The sequence below is a fragment of the Devosia lacusdianchii genome (assembly GCF_022429625.1).
Classification (GTDB): Bacteria; Pseudomonadota; Alphaproteobacteria; order Rhizobiales; family Devosiaceae; genus Devosia; species Devosia lacusdianchii.
On the sequence record NZ_CP092483.1, the window covers coordinates 1,470,516 to 1,486,192 of the forward strand.

Here is a 15,677-nt window from a genome sequence, read left to right on the forward strand (position 1 = left end):
CGGACCACACGCATATCCTGATATGCCTATGGATTAAGGTTAAGCAGATATTTCCGCGTCGAGCATACCAGGATATGTGAAGTACGGTGTGCCCCAATTGTGATTAGCATTTCGGTAAGACTATAACTCAACCAATATTTAACCATTCGGTCGATGGGTGTGTCATGGTTGAGCGTATTGACGGCGTTGTGAATGCCGACCAATTCGAGGGTGCGACGAACGAGGGCAACGTGCTTGTGGCCCAGGCGACCCCTCCAGCAGTCGAACCGCAACCAGTACCCGCGTTAGGTGAAACCGGGCAGCGTCTTGTCCTTGCGGTCGAGGAGGGCAGCGTCGTTCGTCTGCCGGCCGAGGCCAGCATTGACCAGCCGCGAGTCAATGGCACCGATCTCGAATTCGTTCAGGCGGATGGATCGGTCATCGTGGTGCCCAATGGCGCCATCGAAGGCCTGACCATCATGATCGGCGCGGTGGAAATCCCGCCCCAGACCGTGGCCGCCCTGTTTGCTGCCAACGACATCCAGGCCGCAGCCGGTCCCGCCGGTGGTGACGCCGCCCGCGGGTCGGGCGGTAATTTCGAAGTTCCCGTGGGCGGTATTGGCGACGCATTCGCGATAGGCGACCTGCTGCCGCCAACGGCGCTGTCCTTTGGTGGTGGCGTCGATCGGCCGTTCTACGAAGGTCTTCCCGACACGTCGCCGACCGTGGGCGGGAATGGCGCGAGCCTCCTCGACGACGACGACCTCCCCGGGGGCAATCCCGGTGGGCTCGGCGACGATGCTTCGGGCCCGCTGACCGGTACGCTCGTTCATGACTACGGCAATAACGGCGTTGGCAGCCTGTTGCTGACCGGCGCGACGTTCCCCGCTGGTCTCGGCTTCTCCTCCGCGGTCTCGCCTGACGGTCTGGTGCTGACCATCAGCCAGAATGGCATCGAAGTCATGCGCGTCACGCTGACCGACACCACGACGGGCGCCTATACGATCGAACAACTGGCCGCCATCCATCACCCAGGGGCGGGCGAAGACAACGTCGTGCTGGAAATCGCTTATCGCGTCTCCGACAGCGATGGCGACTTTGTCGACGGCACCATGTCGGTCAATGTCGACGACGATACCCCGACTGTCACCGTAGGCCTCGTCCCGACGTCGGGTGAAGGCGGCGAGGGAAGTGAGGGCGGCGAGCAGGGCGCTGGTGGCGTTCATCTGGTGCTCGATGAATCCTTCGGCCCAAAGGGTGGCGATTTCAACGCCGCTTTTGACGACGTGAATGGCAGTTTCTCCGCCGCTAACTTGACCAGCAACGTCCTGGAGGCCGGCGCGAAGGCTTTCGGGCAGGTTTCCACCTCCGCCGGAGAAGGCGGTAGCGCCCTCGGTGCCCTGTTCTCCAGCACAGTCAGCCTTGGCGCTGACGGCGGCGTCGTAGCGCATCAGTTCGCGCTCGCCCTCAGCGGCTCGAGTGAGGAAGCTGCCGGTGTGCGGACCAACCTCGTGGTCACCGATGTGCCGGGCACCGAGCTTGCAGGCCTGCCGAGCGAAGCCCGCACCATCTACTTGTTCACCGAGGCCGACGGCTCCATCACCGGCCGCATTGGCGGCGCTAACGGCTTCATCGCCCTCCGCATTTCTCTGAACGGTTCTGCCGATCCGGCCGCCGTCAGCCTTGTCGTGCAGCAGCTGCTGCCGCTGGAGCATGGCAATCCGCTGAACGCCGATGAACCTCTGTCTCTTTCCCTGATCGGCGGCGAGAGCTCCGGTCCGGTTCTGTCGCTGACCTACACGGTCACCGCGACAGACGGTGACGGCGACGTTGCCAGCCAGACCGCCTCCATCCCGCTGACCGGTTCAGGCGGCCGGGGCGGCGCGATCACGTTTGAGGACGACGGCCCGACGCTCACCGTCGAGGCTACCTCATCTGAGGGTTCCAGGAGCCTCCAGTCCGAAGTCGACGAAACCGTCGGCGCCGATCGTGCCAACGGCGCCGGCGAAGTCGCGGACGGCAATGCCGATGACGACGTAGTCGAACCTACCAACCAGTATCTCGGCCGCGCCACCACCACGGTCGGCGGCACTGGCTTGACCTCCCTGTTTGCTGTTGGCGGGTCGTTCGGTTCCGACGGCGGCACCGATACCGGCGTCCTGAGCTTTGTTGGCATTTCCAGCCAGGGTACCGCGACCAATCTGTCAGCCACCGAGGGTGGCGCCATCACTCTGTTCCAGGTTGACGCCACCACGATCGAAGGCCGCACCGCTAGCGGCGCCGTCGTCTTCGACATCAAGATTGTCGATGGCCAACTCCAGACTACACTCTACCAGGCGATCGCGCATACCAACGACGACAACCTGTTCGACTCGTCCGCCATGCTCAGCCTGCAGGGCGAATCCGGCCCCATTCAGCTGCAATACACCGTGACCCGCACAGACGGCGACGGCGACACTGTCACCGAGTCCGCCAGGATCGACCTCATCACCAGCGAAGGTTCGTACTTCTCTTTCGACGACGACGGTCCGACGCTGACGGTTGAAACGTCCATACCCGAGGGTTTCAAGGGCCTTCAGTCCGAACTGGACGAAACCATCGGTATGGATCGCGCCAATGGTTCGGGCGAGGTCGCTGATGGCAACGCCGATGACGACGTCACCGCGCCGCTCAACGAATATCTCGGTCGCACCACCACCACCGTTGGTGGCGGCGGCCTGACCTCGCTATTCGCAGTCGGCGGCTCGTTTGGCTCCGACGGCGGCAGCGACACCGGCGTCCTGAGCTTTGTTGGGATTTCCAGCCAGGGTACCGCCACCAATCTGTCGGCCACCGATGGCGGTGCCATCACCCTGTTCCAGCTCAACGCCACCACGATCGAAGGCCGCACCGCTGATGGCACGGTCGTCTTCGACATCGAGATTGTCGATGGTCAGCTGCAGACCACGCTCTACCAGGCGATCAAGCATACGGACGGCAATCAGTTCGATTCGTCGGCCGTGCTCAGCCTGCAGGGCGAATCCGGACCCATTCAGCTGCAATACACCGTCACTCGCACGGACAATGACGGCGACACCATCGTCAAGTCGGCCACGATCGACCTCATCACCACCCAGGGCTCCTACCTGTCATTCGACGATGACGGTCCGGCGGTGCGAAGCGCCAATGCCTCGATCACGGTCGATGAAGACGATATCGACAGCCTGCGCTCGAGTGGGTCCAGCCCCGACAATGGTTCGGACGGCAACTCTTCAACGGAGTATGTGATCCCCGGTTGGCTCGGTGTCGCCAAGAGCTCGGGAAATCTGACGGCCACCGTGGATTTTGGCGCCGACGGCGCTGCCGCGGGCGGCGGTTTCTCGTTCACTGCCAACGCGTTGTCCGTGCTGAACGGTCTACAGTTGCAGTCCAAGGGCGAGCAGCTTTCCTATACCAAGATTGGCGATACCATCATTGGTTACGTCGACACCCTCGGCCTGGGTTTCTATCTCCCGGTTGCGTCGCGGCTGGTGTTCGGCTTCACCTTGGAGGCGGACGGCGACTTCACCTTCCGCCTGAACGACCAGCTCGACCATGTCGATGACAACACCAACAGCGAGAACACCGCGCTTGTATCGGGGAACGGATCTATCCCTTCGATAGATTTCGGCTCGATCATCCGGGCGACCGATGGCGATGGCGACAGCGTGCCGCTCAACGGCAAGGTCAATGTCACGGTTACCGATGACATTCCCTCGGTGTCGGTGCGTACGACTGCTTCGGTTGTGACGCACGACGAGAGTGCCGGGCAACAGTCGCAGGCGGATGACACCAGCGCGTCCTTCGTTCGCAACCTCTTCAAATCGCTCGAGACGGCGGAATCCATCACTTCGCGGATCGGTTACGCGGCCGATGGCGACGCCGAGATCGTCATTAACAGCGCGTCCGGAGCCGACGACTACAAGACCGTAGCGGTCACGATGGAAATTGCGGCGAACGGAACGCCGTCCGGGCTTTTCGCGACCGGCGGCACGGCCATCTTCCTCTTCGAGGAAAATGGCCTGATCGTCGGGCGTCTTGCGGCAGCAGACGGCAGCGCCGACCCCGCTGGGGACGTCGCCTTTGCGGTTACGACCTACACTTCCGGCAATGAGGGCCATATTGCTATCGCGCAGTATCTGCCGATTCAGCACGATCCTAACAACGGTCCCAACGACATCGAAACCTTGGCTGGCAAGATCAGCATCAAGGTTACGGTCACCGACTACGATGGCGACACCGTCAGCCAGACCGTCGACATTGGCAGCAAGATTCAGTTCCGCGACGACGCGCCAAAGGTGATCGACAGCGAAACGGTCCAGCGTCTCGACGACGACAGCCAGTTGCATGGTGTGCCCGGCGGCCCGGGCGACAACGCCGACGGAAAGACCGCGACAGGCGCCATCAACTTCAACGCCGGTGCGGATGGGCTCGACAAGATCGTTGTCGATAGCCTGACCGTCAACGGCCAGAACGGTGCGGTAAATCCGCTCCAGGCTATCTATGTCGGTGCCAATGGCGTCGGCACGCCCTACAACGTCGTCACGAGCTGGCTTGCGGGCACAGACGCTGCGGGCGTTGGCGCCGGTTTTGCGCAGGGCGGCACGCTGGTCGGTACAATCAACGTGCCCGGCGTTGGCCAGGTAAAGGCATTCACCCTCGAGGTGGAGTCGGATGGTACCTATACCCTGACGGTCTTCCGGCCGCTCAGCCATCCTTCGCAGGACAACCCGGCAACAGCCGGCACCGTCGAGACCTCGTTCGAAGACAACCTGCGGCTCGAATTCGGCCTCAAAGTCATCGACCGGGACGGCGATGCTACCCCCGGCAAGCTGACCTTCAACGTCGACGACGACAGCCCAGCGCTGATCGGCACGCCTCCTGCTGCGACCGAGATGGACGAGCCTGTCGCTCCCTCGACCCAGACCACTACGTCCACGTTCAACTTCACCGGCACGACCGGGCAGGTGCCCAATCTGCCCAACCTGTCGGTCAATGCCGGCGTCGTCATTGCAAACCACGTGAACGAGTCGGCCCTCCAGGGCCCGCCGCAGGACCCTGGTTCGCAACCCATCGTATTCACCGCCGCATCGGGTTCGACATTTACCGTCGGCAGCATGGCGATCGGCCTGTTCGGTGCGAACTCCGGTGCGAGCCAAGTTACGCTCAAGGGCTATGACGCCGCGGGCAACCTTGTCGCGACCGTTGTCTTCAACACGGCGAGCGTGGGGTATGCAGCCCAGACGCCGTCGACGGTTTTCAATGCCTTGGGTACGGCGCTCCAAGGCGTTGCCCTGTCCCGTCTGGAGATCGTGCCGCCGAGCACGCTGGCCGGCCGCGTCATTCTGGACAATATGGGCGTCACCCAGACGGTGGTGACTGCTCCGGCCGTACAGACTGGCCAGATCGATCTGACGGCCCTGGTGGCCTTCGGTGCTGATGGTGCCCATGCCGCTGGCGGCTTCCAGATCCAGGCATTCGCGCCCCAGAATTTCGGTACGCTTCACGCCGGCGGCGAACAGGTGCAGGTCAAGTCCGACGGCACCACGATCACTGGCTTTACCGCCAGCAATGCCAAGGTCTTCGAGCTGACCATTGTCGACGGCAAGGCTGTGCTGAAAATCTACAGCCCGCTCGATCATGGCACCGCGAGCCACGTCAATCTCGATTTCGGGGACTTCATCGTCGCTCGCGACGGTGATGGCGATCGCGTTCCGTTCGGCGACGGCTTCGTCGTCTTCTCGGTGAAGCAAACCAACCTGATCCCCGTTGCCGGCACCGCCAGCGCGACGGTGGACGACGATGGCCTGCCCGGCAACAACACGACTGCCGCTCCTGGCGATGTCGTGGTAACGCCGGATCCGGACAGCAACGAAGCAACCTTCTCCGGCGCGCTGCCCGGCTCGGGCGGCAATAATGCCTTGGTGTTCAGCCTCGTCGGCATGAACAATCAGGCTGGCACGATCGGCCAGGAAGCTGTGCAGTATCAGTGGAACAGCGCCACCAATACGCTGACTGCCGTGATCAATGGTGGGGCGCGTAACGGGCAGGACCTGTTCAAGATCGTCCTCGATCCGGCAACCGGCACCTACACGCTGACCCTGCTCAAGCCGGTCATGCACACCCAGGGCGACGGCACCGAAGCCAGTGTCACCGCCGCGATCTCCTACACCGTGGGCGACTCGGACGCCGATACCTCGCCGGCCGATACCGCAACCGGCACGCTGAACCTGGCGTTCAACGACGACGTGCCCTCGGCCAACGGCGTGACGCTGTCCGCCATTGAAGGTCAGCAGCCGCTGACCGGTACGCTGAGCTTTTCACCAGGTGCTGACGGCGCTGCAGTGACGGCCATCAATGGCCAGGCGCTGACCTTTGGCAGCGGTGGCTGGTCGCAGTGGTTCGTGGGCGGCCACGGCTCGCTGCGGGTCCAGGCCAACGGCGAGTATGAGTACAAGGTGCAGGGCGAAGAACCCTACGACTCCGACGGAGCTGACAACTTCACCTACACGGTCACCGATCGCGATGGCGACACTGCTCAGGCCATCGTCACGGTCAATGTGGCCGACACCATCCAGACCAACGTCATCATCCTCGACAACGTGACCGTTAGTGAAGGCGGCGCGTTCGTCTACACAGCGCACATGACCTACGCGACGTGGGTGCCGGTGACCATCACGCTCAGCAATGGCGTACAGATCACCTTCAATCCCGGCCAGCTCACGGCTCAGTCCGCCTCGCAGACTGCCCCGGGCGATGACGTCTATAAGGATGGCAGCAGCACGCCAGTGAGCATCACGGGTATCTCGGCGCACAATTTCGAGGCTGTGAATACGACCGACACCGCGACGGTAACCGTCACCGACACGATCGACACCGTAACCGCAACGCTCACCGCTGGCCCAGCCGTCTACGACGCTACCGGTGTGACGATTGCCTACACGATCGGCCTGTCGGGTGCTCCCGGTGCCGTGGTGCCCACTAATGGCCCATTGACCTTTACCCTGGCCAACGGCACGACAGTTGTCATCCCGCAGGGCGCGCCCGACCAGACGGTGAACGTCCACTACAACTACGGCAGCTTCACCAGCCCAATCGCGAACTCCATCACGAGTGTGGCGGGGGCCGACGAGTACGAGCACCTGACCACGGCCGGCTCGACCTCCGTCGTCGCCAATACGACCCCGACAGTCACCGACGGCGTGTCGGCCCTGACGGTCCAGGAAGCGGCGCTCGATACCACCAAGGACATCAATGACCTTGTCGCCGGTGTTGCCACTGGCACGACCTCCGGTTCGACCGCCGAAACGGCCGTCGACGCCAATACCCTGGTCTTCCATGCCACGGGCGAGGCCATCACGTCGGTGGCCTTTGCCGATCCGGCGATCAACGTTCCGGCCCTCGCCAACCTCGCGAGCGGCACGCCCCAGTGGACCCTGTCCAACGGTGGCCGTACGCTGACCCTGTCGTTCGCCGGGCAGCCCGCGCTCGTCCTCGCGCTGACCGGCTCGACCGGCGCGGCCGCTGGGGCGGACGCAACCGTCAGCGTGACGGCGACCTTGGTCAACAGCTTTGCGCATCTCGCACCAAATTCGGTGCTGGACGTGATCCTCAGCGGCGTCAGCGTCGTTGCTACCGACTCGAGCGGCGACAAGGTGTATGGCACCATCTCGGTCAACATCGTGGACGACGTTCCGGTGCTGGCCGCTGATACCGATGCTCTTGCGGCTGGTGTCTACACCCCGGCGACCGGGAACGTCCTGACGGACGTGGAAGGTGACGGTGGGGCCGACAAGCTGGGCGCCGATGGCGGCTCGGTAGTGGGCGTGGCCCAGGGCGCAACCGGCGTCGCGGCTGAAGTTGCCGGCACGGTCGGTGCCGTGGTCAACGGCACCTATGGCCAGCTGACGCTGAACGCCGACGGCTCGTACTCCTACGTGCGCAATCCGGGCTCGGCCGGCGGGGTGAACGACGTGTTCACCTACACCGTCAAGGACGGCGACGGCGACCTCGTGCAGACGACGCTGACCATCAGCATCGGCGACTCCACCCCCACGATCACCAACCTGACGCCCTCTGGGTCCAACGGCGACGTGACCGTCTACGAAGACGATCTGCTGGCCACCCGTGGCTCTGGCGAAAGCGCCGGCTCGGACGCCACCAAGGACAGCACGACGGTCAACGGCGACTTCACCATCACCTCGGCGGATGGCGTCAAGACGCTGACCATCCATGGCGTGACGGTGATCTCCAACGGCGCGCTGACCGGCACGCTGGTGGCGACGACCCCGCTGGGCAACACGCTGACGGTGACTGGTTACAACGCAGCCACGGGCGTGGTGAGCTACACCTACACCCTTGTCGACAACGAGACCCACGCCAACGCCAACGGGAATAACGGCCTCTTCGAAGACGTGATCGTCGTCCTGACCGACCAGGACAACCAGACGGCCAACGGCACGCTCTCGGTCAACATCGTGGACGATGTCCCGGTGCTGGTAGCCGACACCGATGCTTTGGCGGCTGGCGTCTACACGCCGGCGACCGGGAACGTCCTGACGGACGTAGAGGCTGACGGCGGTGCCGATATGCTGGGCGCTGATGGTGGCTCGGTGGTCGGCGTTGCCAAGGGCGCAACCGGTGTTGCAGCCGAGGCTGCCGGCACAGTCGGTGCCGTGGTCAACGGAACCTACGGCCAGCTGACGCTGAACGCCGATGGCTCCTACTCCTATGTGCGCAATCCGGGCTCGGCCGGCGGGGTGAACGACGTGTTCACCTACACCGTCAAGGACAGCGACGGTGATTTGGCGCAGACGACGCTGACGATCACCATTGGCAACTCCACACCCACCATCACCAACCTTGACTCGTCAACGTCGGGTGGTGACGTGACAGTCAATGAGAACGCGCTCAATCTGGGCACTCCGGGGGGCCCCGGCTCGACTCCAGCCAGTACGGCTGAGTCCGCGAGTGGTAGCTTGACCGTCACCTCCGCGGATGGCGTCAAGACGCTGACTGTCGGCGGCCTGACCGTGATCACCAATGGGGTGTTCACCGCCGGCTCGATCACGACGCCGCTGGGGAACACGCTGGCCGTCACCGGCTACAACGCCGCCACCGGTGTGGTGAGCTACACCTACACGCTCAACGACAACGAAAGCCATGCCAACGGCGCGGGGGCTAACAGCCTGTTCGAGGACCTGACGGTCGCGCTGACCGATCAGGACAACCAGACGGCCAATGGCACGCTCTCGGTCAACATCGTGGACGACGTTCCGGTGCTGGCGGCCGATACCGATTCTCTCGCGGCTGGTGTCTATACCCCGGCGACCGGGAATGTCCTGACGGACGTGGAAGGTGATGGTGGTGCCGACAGGCTGGGCGCTGATGGCGGCTCGGTGGTCGGCGTGGTCAAGGGTGCAACCGGTATTGCAGCTGAGGCTGCCGGCACTGTTAGCGCCGTGGTCAATGGAACCTACGGCCAGCTCACGCTGAACGCCGACGGCTCTTACTCCTACGTGCGCAGCGCCGGTACCCCGGGCGGAGTGAGCGACGTGTTCACCTATACCGTCAAGGACGGCGACGGTGATCTCGTGCAAACGACGCTGACCATCTCGCTGGGTAACTCGACGCCCACGATCACCAACCTGACGCCGTCGGGGTCCAATGGCGACGTGACGGTCTACGAAGACGATCTGCTCGCCACCCGTGGTTCCGGCGAAAGCGCCGGTTCGGACACGAGCAAGGAAAGCACGACGGTTACCGGTGACTTCACCGTCACCTCAGGTGACGGGGTCAAGACGCTGACCATCCATGGCGTAACAGTGATCTCCAACGGCGCGCTGACTGGCACTCTGGTGGCGACCACGCCGCTGGGCAACACGCTCACGGTAACCGGCTACAATGCCGCCACCGGCGTGGTGAGCTACACCTACACCCTTCTGGATAACGAGAGCCACGCCAATGGTGCGGGCAACAATAGCCTGTTCGAAAACCTGACGGTCGTCCTCACCGATCAGGACAACCAGGCGGCCAATGGCACGCTCTCGGTCAACATCGTGGACGATGTGCCAGAAGCAAAGCCGGGTGTTATCCTGAGCGTCAGCGAAGCCGATGGTCTGACGAACGGTACTAATCTGCTGGGCAACGACGTCCAAGGCGCCGATGGTGCCAAGCTGGTTTCCGTCGATTTCGGCACGGGTCTTGGTGGTGTGGTTGCGATCGCCGCAGTTGGCCAGACGACGCACACCAACGCCAACGGTACCTATGTGTTCTCGGCAAATGGCGATTGGTCGTTTGACCCGGCGACCAACCCCACGAGCGCCAACACCACCGGCAACTTCACCTACACGATCCAAGACAGCGACGGCGACCAGTCGTCGGCCTTGCAGGCGATCAACATCGCCAATGCCAACACCCCGTTCGTTCAGGCTCAGAACTTTACTGGCCTGGTCGAAGAAGAGCATCTCAGTGGCGGCATTGACGACACGGCTTCGGTCGGCTCGGTCGATCTCGACGTTGTCGGCGATCTCAACCGCACGACCAACGTTACCAGCGGCAACCTCGACACCATGCTCAATGGCGGCGACGGTGCGATCGCCTACGGCTTCAATACCACAAGCGGTAACGTGACCTTTGTGGGCGGCGGCAATCTGACCTCGGACGGCCAGCAGGTCGTGTTTGGGCTCAATGGCGGCGTCCTCTACGGCTACGTCAATGTCAGCGGCGCCGGGTTTGATCCCGCCGTTGACCGCGCTGTGTTCAAGGTCGAACTGAATTCGAGCACGGGCGTCTTCAAAGTCACCTTGCTCGATAACATCGACCACCACGCCAAGAACGCTGCCGACAATGTCGAAGGCGTCCGCTCGATCAACCTCGACGGTGTGTTCAAGGCCACCGACGCCGACAACGACACCCATACCTTCACCGGTGTGAAGGTTGACGTCATCGACGACGTAGCGGTTGCAATCAGTCCGGCCCAAGCGACTGTCGCCAATGGCCCCGGTTCGGCCGTAACGTTTGCGCTGGATAGCGATGCCAACGTCGCTAACAACTACGGCGCCGACGGCGCCGGTACCGTGCGTTTCCTGGCGTCACTGAACGGCCAGGCGAGCGGCCAGACATCGGGCGGTCAACCGATCATCTACTCCGTATCCGCCGACGGACTGACGCTAACCGGGAGCGCAGGGGGGCAGTCTGTTTACGTCGTCACGCTGAACCCTGCGAACTCGACCTATACCGTCGATATGAATGGTACGGTGGATAGCCTCAGCAGCGTTGATTTCAACGCCGGCGGCTATGACTTTGCCGGCGGAAACACGGCGTGGGTGGGCTTCGGCACCTCGGGCAACGACAACAGCAAGGACCTGCTGGTGACGCCTATCCCGTCCAGCAGCAAAATGAATACGAATGCCAATGAAGGAGGCGTGGGTAGCGGTAATTCTGTTGGTAGTGGCGAGGGCGTGCGGATGGACTTCGTCCGCGACCTGACTGGCACTCCGAACAATGGCAACTACAACGGGTCAGGCAACCAGAACCACGGTTTCGAGCAGCACTACGCTGTCAACGGCGCTTCGGTGCTGTTCACGGGGATCAGTAGCTCGACCTCGGTCAAGTTCCGTGCCTATGACGACGCTGACACTGGAGCCAATCCGACGCAGGTCGGTGACGGTACGCAGGACTCGATAACCTTGGTGTCGATCTCCTACAACGGTTCGACCGTTCTGGTCAGCTACTCGGCCTCGTCGCAGACGGTAAACGTCGGCGGGCAGAACTTCACGGTGAGCTTCGCCGACAATCCGTCGGTGGCCGGCACGCAGTACGAGGCCACGGTCTCCGGTGTGGTGTCGGATGCTCGGATCGCTGTGAACACGAGCAGCGGCTACAACAGCTTGGAGCTTGCGCACGTCAGCGGCGGCACCTTCAAGGTTGGCGATTTTGGTACCTCGGTCGTCACGACCCAGCCCGTAAACCTCAATCTGCCAATACAGATCGTGGATGGTGACGGAGACGCCGTTGCGAGCTCACTTGCGATAACTCTGTCGGCCTCTCCCTCCCTGGTGGTCGGCTCTGGTGCTGGTGACACGTCGGGCGGCAACGAGGCCCACGTCGTCGCGGCGGCGGATGGGACGGGCACCGGGACGATCGAAGGTGCCTCAGGCAACGATATGTTGATCGGCGACCCAGGTGCTGTGACCATTTCGAAGGGGCAGACTGCCAACATTATCCTCGCCTTGGATAGCTCGGGCAGCATGAACGACCAGATTTCGTTCGGTGGCAGCACCGTCTCTCGTCTGCAGGCTCTCAAGAACGGCACAACTGCTCTGATCGACGAACTTGCTCAGTCGGGCGGGTACAACGTTCGCATCAACATCGTAGAGTTCTGGACCTCGGCCTCCGACCGCGGAACCTTCGATTTGATCGTGAACGGGGTCGTCCAAACGGCGCAGATCACCGCTGCAAAGAACGCCATAAACGGCATGGAAGATGGCGGTGGCACCAATTTCGAGGCCGCGCTGCAGACGGCTCTTGCCTGGATCAACAACGGCAACGGCCACCCCAATGCCGATGTCAACAAGGTGGTATTCGCTTCAGACGGCAACCCGACCTATTGGAATTCGGGCGGCACTGGCAGCGAAACGTCCACGAACATTGCCAACGCAATGAACCAGGTTCTCGGTTCAGACGGCACCAATGAACCGCAGCAAATCATTGCGGCGGGCTATAGCATCGACGCTATCGGCATTAATGTTGATAGCACATTGTTGGGGCGGCTAAGCGATGTCGAGGACGGCGTGGCTGGCGGCGGCGCGGGAAGCGCCACCAACGTGACTTCTGCTGAGCAACTGGCGGCTGTGTTGTCCGTGCTGGGCGGTTCCGCCCAACTGGCGGCCGCAGCCAACGACGTCGTCAATGCGGGAGACGGCAACGACATCGTTTTCGGCGACGTCATCTACACCGACAACCTAGCGACTCAACTGGGTGTTAACCTGCCGGCAGGTTCAGGTTGGGCCGTTATGCAATCGCTGGAGAACAGGCCGAACAACGAAAGCTCGGACCCCGCAGGGGACGGCGCCAACTGGACCCGTGCCGACACGCTCGCCTACATCGCTGCCAATCACGCAACGCTCGCCAAGGAAAGCGGTCGGGCTGGCGGCAACGACACGCTCAACGGCGGTGCCGGCAATGACGTTCTCTATGGCCAGGAGGGCAATGACGTGCTCAACGGGGGCACGGGTAGCGATCGGTTGGTCGGCGGCTCTGGCAACGACATCCTCACCGGCGGTGATGGTGACGACATCCTGCTTGGCGGGACCGGAAATGACACTCTCACCGGCGGTGCCGGCGTCGACACCTTCAAGTTCGCCGAGAGCGGTACGACCAATGCCGATAGCATCGAGGACTTCCTGACCGGTGCTGCCGGGGACGTTGTGGACTTGTCGGACCTGCTGTCGGGCCTCTCGGGGAACCTCACGGACAACGTTCGGTTCGAATATGCAAATGGCGCGACCCGGCAACTGGACTCCGGTTCGGCCGTGCCAGCCCAGGACGGCGACGTCACCATTCAGGTCAATACCGGTTCGGGATGGCAGGACGTTGCCACCATTCAGGACACGATCAACAATCTCACGAGTGGCTCGGAAACCATCCGCATCATTCTCGATGACGATACGGGCGCCCAGAACTTCCTGATCTGATTGAATGTTCTACCGAAATGAAAATGGCTCGCTTCGGCGAGCCATTTGCTTGACATTGCCAGCGACCTTTTGGGGCCGAGCACCCCATAGCGGCGAGCCGATACGCCGGCTCAACCGCTTCAGGGACTACTCCACCGTCACCGACTTGGCCAGGTTGCGCGGTTGGTCGACGTCGGCGCCCATGTGGACGGCCGTGTGGTAGGCAAGAATCTGCACGGCAACCGCCGCAACGATCGGCGCGACGAAGGGGTGCACGCTCGGCATCACGATGCTTTGCGCCGCTAGGTCCGCGTGCTGCGCGGCGCCTTCGGCGTCGGTGATGAGAATGATCGGCCCGCCACGCGCGGCGACCTCCTGCATGTTCGACATGGTCTTGCCGGCGAGCTCGTCGGAGGGCGCGATGACGACAACGGGAACGTGCTCGTCAACAAGCGCGATCGGTCCATGCTTGAGCTCCCCCGCCGCATAGCCTTCGGCGTGGATGTAGGAGACTTCCTTGAGCTTAAGCGCGCCTTCGAGCGCTATCGGATACAGCGCGCCGCGGCCAAGAAACAGCACATCGCTTGCCTTGGTCAGCCCGCGCGCAATCTCGGCGATCTGCGGCTCGGCTGCGAGCGCCTTGGACAGATGACCGGGCAGGGCGGCCAAGGCAGCAAGCAGTACGGCGAAGGTGGCGTCATCGATGACGCCCCGTTTGCGTCCGGCGGTCAGCGCCAGGCAGGCCAGCGTCGTCAACTGGGCGGTGAACGCCTTGGTCGAAGCGACCCCGATTTCCGGTCCGCAGAGCAGCGGAAACACCGCTCCGGACTCTCGGGAAATGGTCGATTCCTCGACGTTCACCACGGCAGCAATATGCTGCTCGTTTGCCGCGCAATAGCGCAAGGCGGCCAGGGTGTCGGCCGTTTCGCCCGACTGCGAGATGAAGAGCGCGAGGCCGCCGGGCGTCATGGGAGGCTGCCGATAGCGAAACTCCGATGCGATGTCGATGTCGACAGGCAGGCGAGCGAAACGCTCGAACCAGTATTTTGAAACCGCGCCTGCCAGATAGGCTGTGCCACAGGCCGAAATGGTCATCCGATCGAGCGTGGCAAAATCGAAGGGCAGGGGGCGTTCGACCAGACTGTCGCTGCGGCGATCGACGAACTGCCCGATGACCCGCGACACGGCCTCCGGCTGTTCGTGGATTTCCTTGATCATGAAGTGGCGGTGAGGGCCCTTCTCGACCATGTTCGAATTGGTGGCGCTGACATGGACCAACCGGGTTACCGCGCCGCCTTCGCGGGTCCTGATCGATGCGCCGTCCGGCGTCACCACCGCCCAGTCGCCTTCCTCGAGATAGGTCACCTTGTCCGTGAACAGCGACAGCGCCAGCGCGTCTGACCCGAGGAAGGTTTCGCCCGCGCCATAGCCCACCGCCAACGGCGATCCCTGGCGCGCGGCGATCAGCAGGTTGTCCTCGCCATGGAAGAGGAAAACGAGCGCGAACGCGCCCTGTAGCCGGCTGATGGTCGCCTGAACCGCGGCAGCCGGCGCCAGCCCCAGGTCGAGCCAGCGGGTGACCATCATGGCGACCACCTCGCTGTCGGTCTGTGTGATCGGCAGATAGCCATCGGCGGCCAGTTCGACCAGCAGCGGGCGATAGTTCTCGATAATGCCGTTGTGCACCACGGCTACGCGAGGCGTCGCGTGGGGGTGGGCGTTGACCTCGGTTGGCGCGCCATGCGTGGCCCAGCGCGTATGCCCGATTCCGATATTGCCCGCGAGTGGATCGCGATCGAGCCGCGACGCGAGATTGACCAACTTGCCGGGTGCACGGCGCCGTTGGATCTGGCCACGGTCGAGCGTGGCGATCCCGGCGCTGTCATAGCCGCGGTATTCGAGACGCGCCAAGGCGCTGACAAGTCGGTCGGCCACCGGGTTGCGTCCGGCAATTCCAACAATTCCACACATGACCAACCTCCAGATTTGTCGTCGATATTGAGG

The 15,677-nt window shown here is 62.9% G+C and carries 2 protein-coding genes; one reads left to right on the top strand and one right to left on the bottom strand.

Annotated features, from left to right (window positions below):
* Positions 1-164: 164 nt before the first annotated feature.
* Positions 165-13,694, top strand: a complete 13,530-nt coding sequence (locus tag MF606_RS07160) for a DUF5801 repeats-in-toxin domain-containing protein (protein WP_240233121.1) — start codon at positions 165-167, stop codon at positions 13,692-13,694.
* Between the two features lie 126 nt (positions 13,695-13,820).
* Here MF606_RS07160 and glmS read toward each other — a convergent pair whose 3' ends face one another.
* Entirely contained in the window at positions 13,821-15,644 is a 1,824-nt protein-coding gene (glmS, locus tag MF606_RS07165; protein WP_240233122.1) for a glutamine--fructose-6-phosphate transaminase (isomerizing), read from the bottom strand.
* Positions 15,645-15,677 lie beyond the last annotated feature (33 nt).

What these genes read in the sequence shown, in the direction of transcription:
- MF606_RS07160 (WP_240233121.1), top strand. Translation starts at nt 165, where the DNA reads ATGGTTGAGCGTATTGACGGCGTTGTGAATGCCGACCAATTCGAGGGT.
- glmS (WP_240233122.1), bottom strand. Translation starts at nt 15,644, where the DNA reads ATGTGTGGAATTGTTGGAATTGCCGGACGCAACCCGGTGGCCGACCGA.